The 16,651-nt window shown below is 72.0% G+C and carries 18 protein-coding genes; 3 read left to right on the top strand and 15 right to left on the bottom strand.

The genetic code is table 11. The features are described 5' to 3' along the window. Nucleotides 1-215: 215 nt before the first annotated feature. Nucleotides 216-1,439: an RNA-guided endonuclease InsQ/TnpB family protein gene (locus ACSIH6_RS07915; RefSeq protein ID WP_435107567.1), complete on the bottom strand. Its 1,224-nt coding sequence runs from the start codon at nt 1,437-1,439 to the stop codon at nt 216-218. 122 nt (nt 1,440-1,561) lie between these two features. On the opposite strand from ACSIH6_RS07915, the gene ACSIH6_RS07910 reads away from it, so the two are divergent. Together ACSIH6_RS07910 and ACSIH6_RS07905 are read left to right on the top strand one after the other, a co-directional pair. Next, nucleotides 1,562-2,716: a glycosyltransferase family 4 protein gene (locus ACSIH6_RS07910; protein WP_435107628.1), complete on the top strand. Its 1,155-nt coding sequence runs from the start codon at nt 1,562-1,564 to the stop codon at nt 2,714-2,716. 112 nt (nt 2,717-2,828) lie between these two features. Next, nucleotides 2,829-3,434, top strand: coding sequence for a malonic semialdehyde reductase (locus ACSIH6_RS07905; protein ID WP_435107566.1), 606 nt, complete (start codon nt 2,829-2,831; stop codon nt 3,432-3,434). A 75-nt stretch (nt 3,435-3,509) separates the two neighbouring features. Here ACSIH6_RS07905 and ACSIH6_RS07900 read toward each other — a convergent pair whose 3' ends face one another. The 6 genes from ACSIH6_RS07900 to ACSIH6_RS07875 form a co-directional block, all read right to left on the bottom strand. Continuing rightward, nucleotides 3,510-5,192, bottom strand: coding sequence for a PP2C family protein-serine/threonine phosphatase (locus tag ACSIH6_RS07900; protein ID WP_435107565.1), 1,683 nt, complete (start codon nt 5,190-5,192; stop codon nt 3,510-3,512). Next, nucleotides 5,189-6,238 (bottom strand): SpoIIE family protein phosphatase, encoded by a 1,050-nt coding sequence (locus ACSIH6_RS07895; RefSeq protein WP_435107564.1) that lies wholly within the window; start codon nt 6,236-6,238, stop codon nt 5,189-5,191. Before ACSIH6_RS07895 ends, ACSIH6_RS07900 begins: the two co-directional genes overlap by 4 nt. Next, nucleotides 6,235-6,669: an anti-sigma regulatory factor gene (locus ACSIH6_RS07890; RefSeq protein WP_435107563.1), complete on the bottom strand. Its 435-nt coding sequence runs from the start codon at nt 6,667-6,669 to the stop codon at nt 6,235-6,237. Before ACSIH6_RS07890 ends, ACSIH6_RS07895 begins: the two co-directional genes overlap by 4 nt. After that, entirely contained in the window at nt 6,666-7,061 is a 396-nt protein-coding gene (locus ACSIH6_RS07885; protein ID WP_248771947.1) for an STAS domain-containing protein, read from the bottom strand. The genes ACSIH6_RS07890 and ACSIH6_RS07885 overlap by 4 nt, the downstream gene beginning before the upstream one ends. Nucleotides 7,062-7,080: 19 nt before the next feature. Beyond that, nucleotides 7,081-7,962 carry an STAS domain-containing protein gene (locus ACSIH6_RS07880; protein WP_435107562.1) on the bottom strand — a complete coding sequence of 294 codons (882 nt, stop codon included), beginning with the start codon at nt 7,960-7,962 and terminating at the stop codon, nt 7,081-7,083. A gap of 135 nt (nt 7,963-8,097) precedes the next feature. Further along, entirely contained in the window at nt 8,098-9,222 is a 1,125-nt protein-coding gene (locus ACSIH6_RS07875) for a PP2C family protein-serine/threonine phosphatase (protein WP_435107561.1), read from the bottom strand. A 287-nt stretch (nt 9,223-9,509) separates the two neighbouring features. Here ACSIH6_RS07875 and ACSIH6_RS07870 point away from each other — a divergent pair, with 287 nt between their 5' ends. Next, on the top strand, nt 9,510-9,935 hold the full coding sequence (locus tag ACSIH6_RS07870; RefSeq protein WP_435107560.1) for a MarR family transcriptional regulator: 426 nt from the start codon (nt 9,510-9,512) through the stop codon (nt 9,933-9,935). Nucleotides 9,936-10,211: 276 nt separating this feature from the next. On the opposite strand, the gene ACSIH6_RS07865 is transcribed toward ACSIH6_RS07870, so the two are convergent. From ACSIH6_RS07865 to ACSIH6_RS07830, 8 genes are all read right to left on the bottom strand, one after another. Continuing rightward, nucleotides 10,212-10,373 carry a hypothetical protein gene (locus ACSIH6_RS07865; RefSeq protein ID WP_435107559.1) on the bottom strand — a complete coding sequence of 54 codons (162 nt, stop codon included), beginning with the start codon at nt 10,371-10,373 and terminating at the stop codon, nt 10,212-10,214. A 98-nt stretch (nt 10,374-10,471) separates the two neighbouring features. Beyond that, nucleotides 10,472-10,825 carry a DUF6247 family protein gene (locus ACSIH6_RS07860; RefSeq protein WP_435107558.1) on the bottom strand — a complete coding sequence of 118 codons (354 nt, stop codon included), beginning with the start codon at nt 10,823-10,825 and terminating at the stop codon, nt 10,472-10,474. Nucleotides 10,826-10,977: 152 nt separating this feature from the next. Further along, the gene (locus ACSIH6_RS07855) at nt 10,978-11,889 is read right to left on the bottom strand and encodes a glycosyltransferase family 2 protein (RefSeq protein ID WP_435107557.1); all 912 of its coding nucleotides are present in this window, start codon (nt 11,887-11,889) and stop codon (nt 10,978-10,980) included. Between the two features lie 257 nt (nt 11,890-12,146). Next, nucleotides 12,147-12,917, bottom strand: coding sequence for a CDP-alcohol phosphatidyltransferase family protein (locus ACSIH6_RS07850; protein WP_435107556.1), 771 nt, complete (start codon nt 12,915-12,917; stop codon nt 12,147-12,149). Then, nucleotides 12,895-13,944 (bottom strand): iron-containing alcohol dehydrogenase family protein, encoded by a 1,050-nt coding sequence (locus ACSIH6_RS07845; RefSeq protein ID WP_435107627.1) that lies wholly within the window; start codon nt 13,942-13,944, stop codon nt 12,895-12,897. Before ACSIH6_RS07845 ends, ACSIH6_RS07850 begins: the two co-directional genes overlap by 23 nt. Nucleotides 13,945-13,949: 5 nt before the next feature. Further along, complete coding sequence (locus ACSIH6_RS07840) at nt 13,950-14,681, bottom strand: phosphocholine cytidylyltransferase family protein (protein ID WP_435107555.1); 732 nt, start codon at nt 14,679-14,681, stop codon at nt 13,950-13,952. 33 nt (nt 14,682-14,714) lie between these two features. Next, nucleotides 14,715-15,446, bottom strand: a complete 732-nt coding sequence (locus tag ACSIH6_RS07835) for a DUF5941 domain-containing protein (RefSeq protein ID WP_435107554.1) — start codon at nt 15,444-15,446, stop codon at nt 14,715-14,717. Then, on the bottom strand, nt 15,443-16,471 hold the full coding sequence (locus tag ACSIH6_RS07830) for a hypothetical protein (protein ID WP_435107553.1): 1,029 nt from the start codon (nt 16,469-16,471) through the stop codon (nt 15,443-15,445). The genes ACSIH6_RS07835 and ACSIH6_RS07830 overlap by 4 nt, the downstream gene beginning before the upstream one ends. Between the last annotated feature and the right edge of the window lie 180 nt (nt 16,472-16,651).

The following is a 16,651-nucleotide window of genomic DNA, read 5'->3' as shown; positions in this document are numbered from 1 at the left end:
GCGTTCACCTTCCCCTGACCGAAGGTTCACCCGCTGCACCCCGTGCGGCCACCGGGCTTTCCTCGGCGCGTCTCCCCCGCTGAATACCGTGGCGAAGAGCTGACACCGCCCCGGGAGGGGCGGACGAGGCTTCACTGAACGCACAAGAGCTCAGACGGCGACACAGGTAGTTGTCTTTCTCCCCCGCCTGAAGGCGGGGAAGTCCAACCGCCCCTTCAGGACGGTTCCGCTGACGCGGACTGCCTCACGACAGCGGTTTCCCGCTTCGTCGCCGACTGCGGAAGGGAGGACCCTTGCCGTCTGACACCAGCTCCACGGGCATCACCAGGGTTCTCCCTGGCTGCGACTCGACCAGCCGCAAGGGTGTTCTTGGCCGCGTTGACGTCCCGATCGTGTCGGGTGCGGCAGGCAGGGCACGTCCAGTGCCGGGTGCCCAGGGAAAGCGTGGCCAGCAGGTACCCGCACGTCGAGCAGGTCTTGCTGGAGGGAAACCACCGGTCGATCACCACCAGGGTGCGACCGGCCCGCTCGCACTTGTACTCCAGCTGGCGGCGGAACTCGCCCCACCCGCAGTCGGAGATGGCGCGCGCGAGACGCCGGTTGGTGACCATGCCCGCGACGTTGAGGTCCTCGATCGCGACCAGGCCATGGTCGCGGACCAGCCGTGTGGTGGTCTTGTGCAGGAAATCGTTCCGGGCGTGGCGGACCTTGCGGTGGGCGGCGGCGACCTTGGCCTTGGCCTTGCGCCGGTTGGCCGACCCGCGCCGCTTGCGGGCCATGCGCCGCTGGTAGCGGGCCAGGTTCCTGGCTTTGCGCTCCAGGTGGCGGGGGTTGGCGATCTTCTCCCCGTCGGAGGTGACCGCGAAGTCCTTCACACCCAGGTCGAGGCCGATCTCGTGTCCGGTGTGCGGGGCGGGTTCGGGATCGGTGGTCTCCACGGCGAAGGCGACGTACCAGCGCCCGTCCGCCTCACGGGAGACGATGACCGTGGTCGGGTTCAGCAAGGCGAGGCCGACGTCGTCGAAGGACCAGGCCAGGTGAAGCGGCGCTTCCTGCTTGGCCAGAAAGAGTTGGCCGTCGCGTATGCGAAACGCGCTGCGGGTGTAGTGCGCCGACTGTCTCCCATTGCGGGACTTGAATCGCGGGTACTTGGCATGCCCGGCGAAGAAGTTCGCGAACGCGCTGTGTTGGTGGCGCAGGGTCTGCTGCAACGGGACCGAGGACACCTCGGACAGGAACGCCAGGTCTTCGGTCTTCTTCCACTGGGTCAGCGCCGCGTCGGTCTGCTGGTACGAGGTCTTCTCACCCCGCTGGTGATAGGCGGTGTGGCGGTCGGCGAGGGTCTTGTTCCACACCAGGCGCACGCAGCCGAACGTGCGGCCCAACTGGGCCGCTTGCTCGGGGTCCGGGTAGGCCCGGCACTTGTACGCCGTCCGCATGAAGCAGAACTTACACCAGGGAAAGATATGTGTAAGCCAGAACACGGAAAGCCGGGGTTGCTTGCCCGGGTTCCTTCCCAGTCTCAAGGCTGGGGCATTTTTCGAGAGGTCTGGTGAACTCGATGCACGCGCTCGTGGCCACGGTGGTGCACCATCCGGAGGACGCACGGATCCTGCACCGGCAGATCCGCGCCCTGCTGGACGCCGGACACACCGTGACCTATGTGGCGCCGTTCCGCGAGTGCGGGGTGACCCCGTGGTCGGAACTGCGCTCGGTGGACGTGCCGCGCGCCTCGGGGCGCGAACGGCTCGCCTCGCTGCGCGCCGCCCGCGCGGTGCTCGCCGAGCAGGCGCCCATGGCCGACCTGCTGCTCTTCCACGACCCCGAACTCCTGCTGGCCCTGCCGCCCAGGCGCCCGGTGACGGTGTGGGACGTGCACGAGGACACGGCCGCGGCCCTGCTCACCAAGGCGTGGGTGCCCCGGGCGCTGCGGCGCCCGCTGGGCGCGGTGGTGCGCTCCTTCGAGCGGCACGCGGAGCGGCGGATGCGGCTGCTGCTGGCCGAGGAGGGGTACCGCTCCCGGTTCCGCCTGGAGCACCCGGTGGTGCCCAACACCACCGACGTGCCGGAGTTCCCGGCGCGCGAACCGGGCGACGACCGGATCGTGTACCTGGGCCAGGTGTCCGAGGCGCGCGGCGCGCGCGAACTGGTGGAGCTGGGGCGCATGCTGCGCCCGCACGGTGTGCGCCTGGAGGTGATCGGCGGCGCCGACGCCGGGGTGCGGCCGCTGCTGCGCGAGGCCCAGCAGGAGGACGTCCTCAACTGGTACGGGTTCGTGCCCAACGACCGTGCGCTGCGGATCTGCGCGGGCGCCATGGCGGGGCTGAGCCTGCTGCACGACACGCCCAACTACCGGCACTCGATGCCGACCAAGGTCGTGGAGTACATGGCGCACGGCCTTCCGGTGGTGACCACGCCCAACCCGATGGCGCAGGAGCTGGTGACCGGCCGCCCCGAGGGCCCGTCGGGCCTGGTGGTGCCGTTCGGGGACGTGTCGGCCGCGGCGGAGTCGGTGCTGCGGCTGCGCCGGGACGAGGAGCTGCGCCGGAACCTGGCGAGCACCGGGCACCGGATCGCGCGGACCTCCTTCCACTGGCCGGTCCAGGCGCGCCTGTTCGTCAAGCGCCTGGAGGCGTGGGCGGACGAGGCCTCCGGCGAACCTCTGCCCGTCGTGCCGCCCCCGCGGAGTCGCCAGCGCACTCCCGTGCGTGATTGACCCCACTTCTAACTCTCCAAGAAATATCTTCCTCGTCAACAAGTGTTGTGGTCCCTGTCGGAGCCGACTCCGCACGGCCCCCCGCCACCCCACGAGCACGACGAGGAAACACATGACTGACGCCCTGGTTCTCGACAAGGCGGCCCAGGACCTGCTCTTCCGGGACGCGCGTACCGCGAACAGCTTCACCGACGAGCCGGTGACCGAGGAGCAGGTCCGCGCGATCCACGACCTGGTCAAGTACGGGCCGACCGCCATGAACAACCAGCCGCTGCGGGTCACCGTGGTGCGCTCGGCCTCGGCCCGTGAGCGCCTCGTGCCGCACATGGCGGGCAACAACGCCCCCAAGACCTCGACGGCGCCGCTCACCCTGATCCTGTCCGCGGACTCCGACTTCCACGAGCACTTCCCGAAGACCTTCCCCGTCGCGCCCGACGCCCGGGACAACTTCTCCGGGATGCCCGTCGAGGCCCGCGAGAGCATGGCCCTGCAGAACGCCTTCCTCCAGATCGGCTACCTGCTCCTGGGCGTGCGCGCCGCCGGCCTGGCGGCCGGACCGATGACCGGCTTCGACGCCGAGGGCGTGCGCCGCGAGTTCTTCGGCGAGGACTCCACGCTGCGGCCCCTGGTGGTCATGAACATCGGCAGGCCGGGCCCGGACGCGTGGTTCGACCGCCTGCCGCGCCTGGAGTACGACGAGACCGTCACCGAGGTCTGATCCGCGGCCTGACGCGCCCGAAGGGGCCGGGCACCGAAGAGGTGCCCGGCCCTCGGCGTGTGCGGGACCGGGCCGCTACCCGTCCGCCCGCGGGGTGTCCCGCTCGGCGGCGAGGAAGACCAGCAGGCAGACGTCGTCGTCGCAGTCCTGGTACTTGACCATGGCGTCCAGCAGGTCGTCGGCTGCCTGGTCCGGGCCGCCCCGCCAGTACGGTGGCCCGCCGAAGCCCTCCACCAGGCGCGCGATCCCGTCGTCGATGGACTCACCGCGCCGCTCGATCAGGCCGTCGCTGTACAGCAGCAGCGCGGCGCCCGGCGGCAGCTCGACGGTGTGGTCGGTGTAGGACAGCTCCACCGGCAGGCCGAGCATGCCGCCGGACGGGAGCCGCACCGCCTGGGCCGTGCCCTCGCCGTCCCGCCACAACGGCGGCGGGTGCCCGGCTCCGGCCATCACCACCTCGGGGTCCCCCGGCCGGAAGCGCACGATGACGGCGGTCGCGAACAGGTCCGGTTCGAGGTGGCCCAGCAGCCGGTGCAGGCGCTCCAACAGCACGGCCGGGCTGCGCTCCTCCAACGCGTACGCGCGCAGGGCCGTGCGCAGCTGGCCCATCATCACCGCGGCGTGGATGCCGTGTCCGGTGACGTCGCCGATCACGCCGATGAACTCGCCGTCGCCCCGCGAGAAGACGTCGTACCAGTCGCCGCCCACGTTCATCCCGCGCGTGGCGGGCAGGTAGCGGGCCGTCAGCTCCATGCCCGGAGTCTCGGGCAGCTCGGTGAGCATGGCGCGCTGGAGGGTGGCCGCCGTGTCGCGCTCGCGCTCGAAGCGGCGCGCGTTGTCCAGCGACGCCGCCACCCGCCCCGCGAGCTCGACCAGCAGGACCTCGTCGTCGGCGTCCGGGGGGCCGGCGCGGCGCAGCAGCAGCACCCCGAGCAGCCCCGAGCCCGTGAGCAGCGGGAGGGCCAGCTGCCCCTCCTCGGCCAGGGCGTCCGTGGGCCGCCGCCGGGCCGCGGCCAGGAGCACCGTGCCCGGCACGGCCGTCTCACGCCCGTCGGAGGCGCACAGGCCGCCGTCCTCACCGGTGAGCCACACCTCGACGGCGTCCGCGTGCCCGGGTACGAGCAGGTCATGGAGGCGGGCGAAGATCTCCGACTGGTTCAGGGAGGTCATGAGCCTCGCGCTGGCCGTGGAGAGGAACGTGAGCCTGTTGCGGGCGGCCTCCGCCTGGTCCCGGGCCGACCGCTCGGCCGCCAGGAGCCTCTGCTGCTCGTCGCTGGCCTCGGCGAGCTCGGCGTGCAGGGCGAGCACGCCCTGGTTGGTCTCCTCCAGCTCGCGCTGGTGCCATTCCAGCTCGCGTGCGCGCTCGGCCGCGACGGCGGCCGCCCTCCCCGCGCGCTCGGAGACGCGCAGCAGCTCCGCCGCCAGGAGTTCGGCGTCGGCTCCCTCCGGAGCCCCGGCCGCCGCGGCCCCCGCGTCGAGGGGCTCGGAGAGGGACAGCTCGGACTCCCACCGGCTCTCCCCCGAGCCGTCGCGGACGGTGGCGCGCAGGGCGAGCCCGTCCTCGGACAACTCCACCGCCAGCGCGGCCGGAACGCCGGGTCCGGCCGCGCGCAGCGCCCACGAGGAGGCGCCGTCCAGGAACTCCAGTTCGGCCTCGTCCCCGGCGCGCGCGGCACCGAGCACGCGCGCCATGGCCGCACGGGCCAGCGCCGCGTCGACCGCGCCGCGGACCCGCAGGTCGAGCAGCGGTTGCGTCATCGTCCTCCCCCGTCAGGGCGTACGGTGTGCGTGACCACGGCGACGCTGGTGTCGTCGCGCAGCGGACGGGCCGCGCTGCCCGAGTCCCGGAACACCGCTCCGGCCGCGACCGCCGCGTCGTGGCCGCGCAGCCGTTCGGTGCCCTCGGGCTTCCAGCGCCCCGGCAGCCCGTCGCTGTGCAGGACGAGCATGTCGCCCGGCGACCACGCGCGCAGTGCCGGGGCCGGTGTTCGCAGGGAGAAGGCCCCCACGATCCCGGGTTGGGAGAGCAGCGTCTCCCAACGCCCGTCCCGGTACAGGCGCGCGCCGATGTTGCCGACCCCGCAGAAGGTGAGGCGGCCCCGGGACTCGTCCACCGCGGCGATCGCGACGGCCGCGCCGCGCGTGCGGCGCAGCGCCTCGTGCAGTCCGCGCAGCAGCGCGTCGGGGGCCCCGCCCCTGCTCCCGGTCACGAAGCGCGTGGCCGCGTCGGCGGCCTCCGCGGCGGCCTCACCGTGCCCGAGCCCGTCCGCGAGCATGACCGTGCGCAGGCCTCCGCCGCCGTGGAAGGCCAGGGCGTCGCCGGAGAACCTGTCTCCGCCCAGGGGCAGGTGCATCCCTCCCATGGCCGCGCGTGCGCCGAACAGGGCGCGGTCGGCGGGCCGGGCGAACCGGGCCACCGCGACGGTCCCCCTTCCGGGGGCGCTCTGGACCTCGAAGAAGTCGGCGGCGCGCGCGCAGGCGCCGAGCCCCGCACCCAGGGAGTCCGCCGCGGTGGAGAAGCCGTCCTCCATGGCGCGCGGGACGTCGGGGATGCCGGGACCGTGGTCCAGCGCGAGGATCTGCAGGCCCCGGGCCTCCCCCCAGGGGGCCCGGGCCTCCTCCGCCACGAAGCGACCCCCGCCCGCGTACCTGCACATGTTGGTCGCCAGTTCGGACGCGGTGAGGGCCGCGGCATCCGCCGCGGCCCCGTCCAGGCCGACGCCGCGCGCGGCGCTCCGTGCGGTCCTGGCCGCGTCGGGCACGCGCGTGGCGTCGGTGACCGCCAGGTCCCAGACCCTGGTCATCGGGCTCCGCGCCCGTAGGGATCGGCCCAGGAGGTGATGGTGACCCTGGTCCCTCCCTCGGGGAGGTTCTGGATCTCGAACTCCTGCACGAGGCGTTTGGAGCCGCTCAGGCCCATGCCCAGGCCGCCCGCGGTGGAGTAGCCGTCGGTCAGGGCCGTGTCCACGTCGGGGATCCCCGGCCCGGAGTCGACGAAGGACACGCACACGCCCTGCCCGGTCCGGCCGTGGACGACGCGGATCTCGGTGGATCCGCCCCCGCCGTGCAGGAGTGTGTTGCGGGCCAGCTCACTGGCCGCGGTCACGAGCTTGGTCTGTTGGACCAGGCCGAATCCGGTCTGCTGTGCCAGGGCGCGCACCTGTTGGCGGACCGCCGTCAGGTCGGTGTCCCTGCGGATGGGCACGCGGATCGGCTCCGCGGAGGCCTGGCTCACGTCGCGCCCCGTTCCGGCCGTTCCTTCCGCTCGATGGTGACCCCGAAGCTGGCCGCCGCCTCGGTGACCGTACGGGCGGTGTCCATACCCGGCAGGGTCAGGCCCAGTTCGACCAGGGTGATGGCCACCGCCGGACGCATGCCGACCAGGACGGTCCTGGCCGCGAGGAGCCGGGAGGAGGCCGCCACCTCGGCGAGGACGCGCGCGAGGAAGGAGTCGACCATGTCGAGCGAGCTGATGTCGATGATGAGCCCGCGCGAACCGGTGTCGGCCACCGCGGCGGTCACGTCGTTTTGGAGGTCGACCGCGGCCTCGTCGGGGAGTTCGCCCTGGATGCTCACGAGCAGCAGCCCGCCGAGGTCGAGGACGGGGATGGTGGGAGGACTAGTCACGTACCTGTCCGATCAGCTCTCAGGAACCCTGCATGGACGGCGCGTTGTGCTGGCGGCGCTCCAGCGCCCACTCCAGCGCGTCGGCCAGACTGGCCCGCGTGGTGACCGGGCCCAGGTCCAGGCCGAGCTGGACGATGGTCTGGGCGATGGCGGGGCGGATGCCGGAGATCACGCACTCCGCGCCCATGAGCCGCGCCGAGGCGACGGTCTTCATGAGGTGCTGCGCCACGAGCGAGTCCACCGTCGACACACCGGTGATGTCCAGGATGGCGATGGTGGCCTTGTGCTCGACGATGGCCTCCAGGAGGTTCTCCATCACCACCTGGCTGCGTGCGCTGTCGAGCATGCCGATGAGCGGCACGGCGACGAGGCGGTCCCAGAGCTTGACGACCGGGGTCGCCATCTCCAGGAGCTGCTGGCGCTGGCGCTGGATGATCTCCTGGTTCTCCTGGAGCATGCTCTCGACGACCATGACCCGCAGGGTGGCGAACAGCGTGGCGAGCTGGAGGCGGATCTCGCACAGCTCCTCGGAGCCGGTCCCGGGGGCCTCCGCGACCAGCAGCTCCATCGCGGTCTCGCCCAGGACGCCGACCTCGCGGTCGACCTGGGCGATGGACAGGCCCGACCTCGTCCGCGAGGCGGTCATCGCGACGAGCTGTTCGCGGACGGGGTGGAAGCCCGGGGCCTCCAGGTCGTCGACGCGTCCGCTGTCGGCGACCACCGCGAGGGAGTCGACGACCGCGTGACAGGCCTCGACGGCCTCGTCCCGGGTGACGGTGAACACCGTCTGGAAGAGGGGGAGGTCGGCCCACCGCTGGGCGATCTGCTCCCTGCGGCGCCGGAGGAAGGCGGACACGATCCGCGCGCCCGACCCGGAGTGGTCGGATGCTCCGTCAGTCATACATCTCCTCGTGGTCACTGCATGTCGCTGTAAGGGGTAGGTCCTACGTTGTTGCCGCGTGGCAATTGTCTACCAGACGGAGGACGGGTGGAAATGGGACACGGTGCGCACCGGACCGTGGGCGCGGCACCGCGCCTACGCCTGTTCTGTCCGTCCCCTCCAGTCCAGGCAGACCACCAGCGCGTCGTCGACGGACTCGTGCTCGCCCCGGTACTCGGCCAGGTGGCGCAGGACCTCCTGGGGGACGGAGGCGCTGGGCACCAGCCTGGTGGCCAGGATGGCCCGGGACAGGGCCCGGCTGCCGAAGGTCTCCTCCTCGGAGGCGCCCCGGGCGTCGAACACCCCGTCGCTGACGAACACCAGCCGGTCGCCGGGCTCGACCCTGAAGCTCTCCGCGGTGTACACGGTGTCCTCCGCCATGCCCATGGGCAGCTGGGCCTCGAAGGGCAGCTGTTCGACCCGGTCGCCGCGCAGGCGGTAGAGGAGGGGCGAGCCGGCGTCGACCGCCTGCACCTCGCCGGTGGCCAGGTCGAAGCCGAGCAGGAGGACGTCCAGGTAGCGCTCTCCCCGGTAGTGGGAGTAGACGGCCTTGTCGGCGAGGGCCACCTGGTCGGCGAGCGGGATCCCGCCGCGGCGGGCGTTGCGCAGGGCGTTGACCGCCAGGCTGGTCAGGAGCGAGGCGTCGATGCCCTCGCCCATGCCGTTGGTGATGCCCAGGATGAGCTGGTCCGGCGCGGCCGACCAGTCGAAGTTGTCACCCCGTATGGAGTAGGCCGGCTCCAGCTGGGCGCCGATACTGTACTCGGGGCACTCGAAGCCCCGGCCCGGCAGCAGGTCCCACTGGACCTCGGCGGCCAGGGTGAGGCGGTCCCTGCGGCGCAGCGCCCGGTAGACGTCGGTGTCGCGCTCGGCGACGAGGAGCTCGTGCCCGAGCACGTCGGCGACCTGCTCCAGCTGGGCGAGCACCTCGGCGGAGTAGCCGTCCGCCTTCAACTCGACGGTGAGCACGCCCAGCCGGTCGCCGCGGGCGCTCACCGGAAGGTGGACGGTCACGGCCTCGGACCCGAAGCTGTCCTCGACGAAGGTCTCCTGCGCGCCGAAGACCCTGCCCACGACACTGTTGAAGACGGAGTGCTCCCCCGCGCACTCGTCGGGCGGATCGGGGACGTGGCAGAGTACCTTGAGTCCGTAGTCGGCGAGGAAGAGTTCGGCGGACGCCGCCGCGTAGTCCTCAGCGAGAGCCTCACGGAGGACCGCCATGAGCCCGTGCGGCTGGGCCTCACGAAGGGACCGCGCTACGGTCTCGAATATGTTCACTGGCTCGACCTGCGTTTTCTGTGCCGATTGGAGAAGTACCCCGCGCACCGGCACGGGTACGGTCGGCGGGCACGGAACGGGGCGTTCCGTTATGGTCGTAGAGATACCCGGTTTCCGACTCGCGGACGGGTACGGCTCACAGACGCGATGTGTGAGAGTGGAAAGTGAGTCCTGAATCACAGGAACCGACAGCCGAGGCAGCCCGTGCGGCATCCACCGTCACCGAACTCATGGAAGTGCTCTGGGGGCGCGGCCGTGAGGTCGCCTCCTCACCGGTCTCTCCTCCGCAGCTCAAGGTCCTCTTCATCCTTGAGGAGGAGGACGGCGTGAACCTGCGTACTGTGACCGAGCGCCTGGGTTCCACCCCTCCGTCCGTGAGCCGGCTGTGCGACCGCCTCCAGGCGGTCGGCTTCGTGACCCGGACGCCGAGTCCCAACAGCCGTCGTGAGCTGAGGCTCTGGCTGAGCGAGAGCGGCCGGTCCTTCCTGCGCGACCTGAGAGCCCGCAGGGAGGCGGAGCTCCACGAGGTCATCGCCCGCATGCCCCCGCGGAAGCGGGTGATGCTCATGGAAGGGCTCGTGTCCTTCCGCGAGGCGGCGAGCCGCGCCGAAGAACACTCCGACAGCTCCGACCAGACGAACTTCCGTACGGCCTGAGCCACTGGTGCGGATCAGACGGTCGGCCCGGCACCACGTGTGGGTGGAACCTCGGCGTCCCCGCCCTGTCCGGGGCAGCCAGCGCCCCGGGGGCGGGCTTCCCAACCGTAAACAATGCCGACAGAGGCAACTATTGTCAAGCGGCAACAGTTTTCGGACGCCGGAACGAGACCGCGGCCACCACCCGAACACGGCAGAGCCCTCGCGCGGTCGCGCGAGGGCTCTGCCGTGCTGTGCTCTGCTGTGGCCGGACCGGCTACCGCGCCGGCCCCTCCGTCACGCCTTGTGCGGCCACAGTGTGACCCGCACGATCACGATCTCCCGTAGATGGTGCGCCACCAGGAACGAGAAGGACCCGACGCCGTTTCCCAGGGGGAACTCACGTAGCCCTCCCGAACGGTCCTGCGGATGTCCCACCTGGTCGGCTTCGGCTCCCATGGCCGCCAGCTCCGACGCCAGCCGTTCGATCTACGCCACCGCGCCGACCGGCAGCCCCTCAGCCAGGTCGGAGGGCTCGAAGCACCAGGACCACGCGCTCACTCGTCGAGCCCCGCGTCGGCCCAGGCCAGGATGCGGGAGATCTCCGAGGCCGCCTCCCGCGTGTCCGGATGGCCCTGTTCCACCATGGCCAGCAGCTCCTCGTGCCTGCGTGCCACGTCGGGATGTCTGTGGATCTCCACGAACTGGGCCCACGAACGGCAGAACAGCCACAGGGGCCCCAGCGTCTGCCCCGTCTGGGCGCTGGTGCTGGCCTCCACGAGCCGACGGTCGAACTCCCTGAGCCGGGAGGGGGTGATACGCGCCACGGCCTCGCGCAGGGCGGCCGGGTTGGGGACCGGGCGCGGAACGATCGGGTGCTCGGACGCCTGGACCAGAGGCTGCTCGGACATGGCTGTCGCCCCGCCTTCGAATCCGGGAGCCGCTGTGGTGTCACCAGAATCCTGCCCCGTTCCACCGGCGTCCCGGGCTGGCTCACGGGCGGGACCGGCGTACCGGTGTCCCGGGGGCGGCGCCCGGCCCGTCGCCGGGGCCGGGCGGGAGGTCAGATGATCGGCGGGCGTCCGGCGCGGGTCATCCTCCACGCGGTCGACCAGCTGATCGGGGTGCGCGGACCGGCCTCCTCGCGCCAGCCCTCCCGGAAGCCCGCGAACCACGAGCGCAGCGCGCCGCGGTCGCGCTCGCGCAGCACGGTCAGCCCGACCCAGGTGCCGAGGTAGGCCGCGGCGAGGGGCCAGGGCAGGTTGCGGCGGGCCAGCCACACCCGGTTGCGGGCGTTGAGCCGGTAGAAGTCCTCGTGCCGGGTCGGCGCCACCGCCGGGTGGTACATCACCGCGTCGGCGTCGTACTCGATCCCGTAGCCCGCGTCCATGATCCGCCAGGCGAGGTCGGTCTCCTCGTGCGCGTAGAAGAAGTCGCCCGGCAGGCCGCCCCCGGCCTCGAAGGCGGTGCGCCGGATCGCGCACGCCCCGCCCAGGAACGTGGTCACCACGCTCGACTTCCGGGAGTCGCCCACACGCAGGCGCGGCACGTGGCGGCGCTGGTCGGGGCCGCCGTCGGGGTCGGCGATACGGAAGGACAGCGCGCCCAGCGACGGGTCGGCGGCGAAGCGCTCGCGCACGTGGCGGGCCAGGTCCGTGGACCGGTACCAGCCGTCGTCGTCCAGGAAGAGGACGATGTCGCCGCTGGTCGCGCGCACACCGTGGTTGCGTCCCTCGGGGATGCCCACGTTCTCCGGCAGGCGCACCCGCGTGACGCCCTCGGGCAGCTCCGGCAGGTCCGCGCCGTTGCCGACGACCACGACCTCGACGTCCGCGTCCTCCTGCTCGAACACGCTGGTGATGGCACGGCGCAGCTCGGCGGGACGGTTGCCCATCGTCAGCAGGACGCAGGACAGGGTGGGCGCGGACACCTGGGGGCGGCTCCGTTCGGCTCTGGGCGCTGGGGAGACCGTCATCTCAGGCTTCTCCGGGCTCGGCGAGGACGGAATCACGGGTGTGGCCATGGCTGCGACCGTTCAGTGGATGACGTGTTTCTGGAAGGTTGACACATGACCAACACTCGCAGAAACAGACTAACGAAAGAATAAAGGGAAGGTGGACGGGACCGTGGACAGGGTAACCTGCACGGCCCCGTTCGTGACGTCAACGTCACCGGAGCGTTGTTCGTGTCGCTCCGCCCCGGTTCGGGGCGGGGACGCCCGAACTGTCCGTGCTATTCGAGGCGACGCGAGGCGAGCACGCTCACGAAGTGCGCGAAGCTCATCAGCACGCCCACCGCCGCGCACGCCGCCACCAGGATCCGGGTGGCCGTCAGGTCGCCGAGGAAGGCGTCCACCACGGCCGCCACCACGACGATCAGGGACAGCTCCACGGCCTGGATGAGGCGGTGCACCTTCAGCGCCGAGGCCAGGCGGCGGGCCAGGCTCAGCCCGGACGAGCGCGGACGCATCGCCTCGTCCGAGACCTTCTCCGGCAGGCCCGCCTTGGCGCGCGCCACCACCACGTTGTCGGTCTCGGCCTTGATGAGCGCCACGCCGATCGCCGCGGCCATGCCCAGGATCACCCAGCCGCCCGGCTCCCACTCGCCCTGGGCACGCACGCCCAGTCCGATGAGGAGTGCGATCTCGGACACGTAGTGGCCGATCCGGTCCAGGTAGATCCCGGCCACGCTGGTGCGGCCGGTGTAGCGGGCCACCTCTCCGTCGGAGCAGTCCAGCAGCAGGTACACCTGCACGAACAGCGCCGCCACGATCGCCGACCACAGGCCGCCGAAGGCGACCACGACCCCGGCGAGCACGCCGAAGGCCATCATCAGGTAGGTGATCGGGTTCGGGGGGACGCCGAGCCGGACGAAGAACGTGGTCAGGTACGGGGACAGGTCGCGCATGTAGAGGCGGCCCGCCCAGTGCTCCTCGTTCGTCCTCTCCTTGATGCCGACGGGCTGGCCGCCCGCGCGGACCTCAGCGACCGACGGCTTCGACATAGTCCTTGACGCTCCGTCCGATCTCGTCCTCGGAGAGGTTCAGGTGCTCCAGGATGGTGAACCGGCCCGGACGGGTGTCCGGGGCGTGGACCACCGCCCGTGCGAACTCCGCCTCGTCGAGTCCGACGTCGGAGGGCACGACGGGCAGCTCGTGGCGGATCAGGCAGTCGCGGATCTCGCCCATCCGCGCCTCCGACCAGTCCAGGTGCCGCACCCGCAGGAAGGACGCGTACAGCGCGCCCAGCCCGGCGAGCTCGCCGTGGTTGCTGGTGCCCGGGTGGAGCTGGGTGACCGCGTGCAGGATCTCGTGGCACGCGCCGCTGGCGGGGCGGCTGGACCCGGCCACCGACATGGCCATCCCCGAGAGCACCAGGCCCTCGGCGAGCACCGTGAGGAAGGCCTCGGACTCCACCGAGTCCGGGCGGTGCAGGACCGCCTCGGCCGCGACCCTGGCGAAGGTGACGGCCATCCCGTCCACCGGCTCGCCGTTGACCCGGCCCGCCAGCTCCCAGTCCTCGATGGCGGAGATGTTGCTGACCACGTCGCCGATGCCCGAGCGCACCAGGTGCGAGGGGGCCGCCCGGACGTAGTCGACGTCGATGACCACGGCGATGGGCATGGTCACGCCGATGGAGGGCTTGCCGCCCTCGTGCTCCAGCGAGCTGACCGGCGAGGCGATGCCGTCGTGCGCGAGGTTGGTGGCCACGGCCACCATGGGGATCCCCGCCATGGTGGCGGCGAACTTGGTCACGTCGATGGTCTTGCCGCCGCCGATCCCGGCGACCGCCTCGTAGGCGCCCGAGCGGAGCCTCTTGCCCAGCTCGGTCGCCGCGTCGACGGTGCCCTCCTCGACGTGGAAGACCTCGCAGTTGGGCAGGTCCAGCTCGGAGGCGATCTGCGCCCCCTGGCCCGGGCCGACGGCCACGGCGATGCGGCCCTCGGTGGCGATCCTGCGGTCGGCGAGCAGCGTCCCGAGGGAGGCGACGGCTCCCCGGCGCACGTCGATCGCCAGCGGGGAGGGGAGCATGCGGGCTAGTAGCGGCATGCGATCTCCCTCGCCTTGGCCAGGTCGTCGTGGTTGTCGACCTCGACCCAGTCCACCTCGCCGATCGGCGCCACGGCGACCTTCTCGCCGCGGTTGACCAGCTCCTGGTAGCCGTCCTCGTAGTACAGCTGCGGGTCGCGCTCCCAGGTGGTCTTGAGGGCGTCGGCGAGACGGGCGTCCAGGGAGCCCTCGATGAGGGTGGCGCCGATGTACTCGCCCGCGGCGGTGGCCGGGTCCATGAGCTTGGTGATCGTGCGCAGGTGGCCCTCCTCGTCGAGGGTCACCTTCATCTCCTCGTCAGCGAGGCTTTTGACGCTGTCCACCGCGAGGAGGAGTTCCGGTCCCCGTGCGGCGAGTAGCGTTTCCTCGACGCTCACGGGGTGAACCGTGTCGCCGTTGACGAGGAGGACGCCCTCGGAGAAGAACTCGCGCGCGGTCCACAGGGAGTAGGCGTTGTTCCACTCCTCGGCCTTGTCGTTGTGGCTGAGGGTGAGCTTGACGCCGTGGCGCTCCTCCAGGGCCTCCTTGCGCGCCTCGACCGCCTCCGCGCGGTAGCCGACCACGACGACGACGTCGGTCAGCCCGGCCGCCGCCAGGTTGCGCAGCGAGATGTCCATGATGGTCGTCTCACCGTCGACGGGCACCAGGGCCTTGGGCAGGGTGTCGGTGTAGGGGCGTAGACGGCGCCCCGCGCCTGCGGCGAGAACCATTCCGAGCATGAGGGCGTGTTCCTCCTTAGTCGGGGAGGGCTCTCACGCCTCCCCGTTCGTTCCGGCGGCCGGTTGGCCCCCGTCTGCGTGGCCTGGTCGGGGGATCCGCGGATCCCCCTGGCCCGTGCCGCCGTCGCCGGGGGCGGCGCTGGCGCGCACGTCGGCCACCGGTGTCGCGCTCCAGGTGCGCACGGCCTCGCGGACGAGCAGCACCGCCAGGTATCCGGCGAGTATGCCGTAGGCGGGGGCGAGCGCGTGCAGCGCTCCTCCGACCGCGATGACGAGCATGCGGCCGTCCCAGCCGAGGGCCGCGGCGCGCACCCCTTCGGGACGGGCCGAGCCGACCGCGGGACGGGCCACGTCGTCGCCGTGGTGACAGGCGACCGCCACCAAGAGTACGAACACCAGGGGACCCGGTACACCGGACGCCAGCCCCAGGACCGCCAGGTATCCGTACTCGGTGACGCGCAGGACGGGTGGCACGAGCCAGTCGAACCGTCCGTCGTGGGGATGGCCCGAGGCCAGTCCGGACAGTAGCAGGGCAGCGACCGGTGCGAACAGGGTAATGCCTGCCAGCCGTCCGTGGCCTGCCGCGAGGAGCGTTCCGACGACCAGGAGCCCGGTGAGCGCGGTGAGCAGCGGCGGCGCTCCCCCGGGGGCGATCCGGCCGAGCAGGAGCGCCATGTGACTGTCATCACGAAGAAACCGCAGGTCGGGACGGATCGGGTCGTACTGGTCCCGGTCCGGGCCCCCGTGCGCGGCGCTCACGTTCACCGTCGGCTCCGGGCGGGATCGGCGAGTTGGGCGGTGGCCGCGACGACGCAGCCGACGACGAGGGTGACGAAGGCGACGCGCGCGTCCCAGAGCGTGGCTGTCACCGCGATGGCCAGGAAGCGCACGGGTTGGGGGAAGTCCGTGATCCGGCGCAGCGGCGAGGGGACGGGACGGTCGACGCGGCCGTCTGTGGCGCGGTCGTCGGTCCGGTCATCGGTCCGGCCGTCGGCGCGGTCCCCGGCAGAGGCCCCGTTCGGGGAGGTCCCGTTCGGAGAGACGCCGTTCGGTGAGGTCCCTTCCTCAGAGCTTCCGTACAAGGGGGCCCCGCGTCTGACGGCCCCGTTCACCTCAGCCCCGTTCACCTCAGCCCCGTTCGCGCGGATTCCGTTCACCGCGGGCCCGTTCACGGCCGTTCCGTTCGCGGAGGCTCCGGCGGGGGCACGGGTCGGACGCGAGCCGCCCGTTGTGCCGTCCACCACAGTGGCGCCGAACAGCCGCGCGGTCAGTCCGGGGTCGCTGGTGCGGGATTCCTGGGGCGGGCGGGGCGCCAGACCCCCCAGGAGGCCGCCAGCGGGCCGCTGGGCGGACGGCGGGGGTCTCCTTCGGCCCGACCCCTGCCCCGGGTCGGCCGGAGCGGATCCGGACGCCAGGAGCGAGTCGCGCAGGGCCAGGGCGACCAGCGCGCCCGCGGCCCACCCCCAGGCCCCGCCGGTCCCGGCGGCCACGGCGCCCGCCGCCAGGCCGAGGTAGACCGCGTACTCGCGCAGCTGCGACAGCATCGCCACGAGCCACAGGGTGAGGGCGTCGCGCCGGTCGGCCCGCATGCGCTCGCGGACCGCGTCGCAGAACAGGACCGCGCCGAGGAAGGCCGAGCCCGCCAGGCCGCCGACCGTGTCGGCCCGGGAGAACCAGACCGCCGCGCCGACGGCCCCCAGGACGCTGATCCGGGCCACCCCGGCGCGGGTGACGTGTCTGCGTTCCAGCATCCGCGCGGCCAGCCGCGCCACGGTGCCGCTGTGGGCCATGGACGTGTCCCCTCCCAGCTCTGCTGAGAGACACCGTTCCTCACTCCGTGTAACGATTCAATCACTGACACACGCGCGGATCGCCGTGGCGCGGCCGGGGGCGCGGGGCCCTGTCCGGACATGTGGTGACACGCGAGACGCGCACCGCCGGACAGGACTCCGGTGGTGCGCGTCAGTGCG

This window comes from Nocardiopsis synnemataformans, assembly GCF_965343085.1.
GTDB lineage: Bacteria > Actinomycetota > Actinomycetes > Streptosporangiales > Streptosporangiaceae > Nocardiopsis > Nocardiopsis alborubida.
This window is presented reverse-complemented; position numbering and strand designations above follow the sequence as displayed.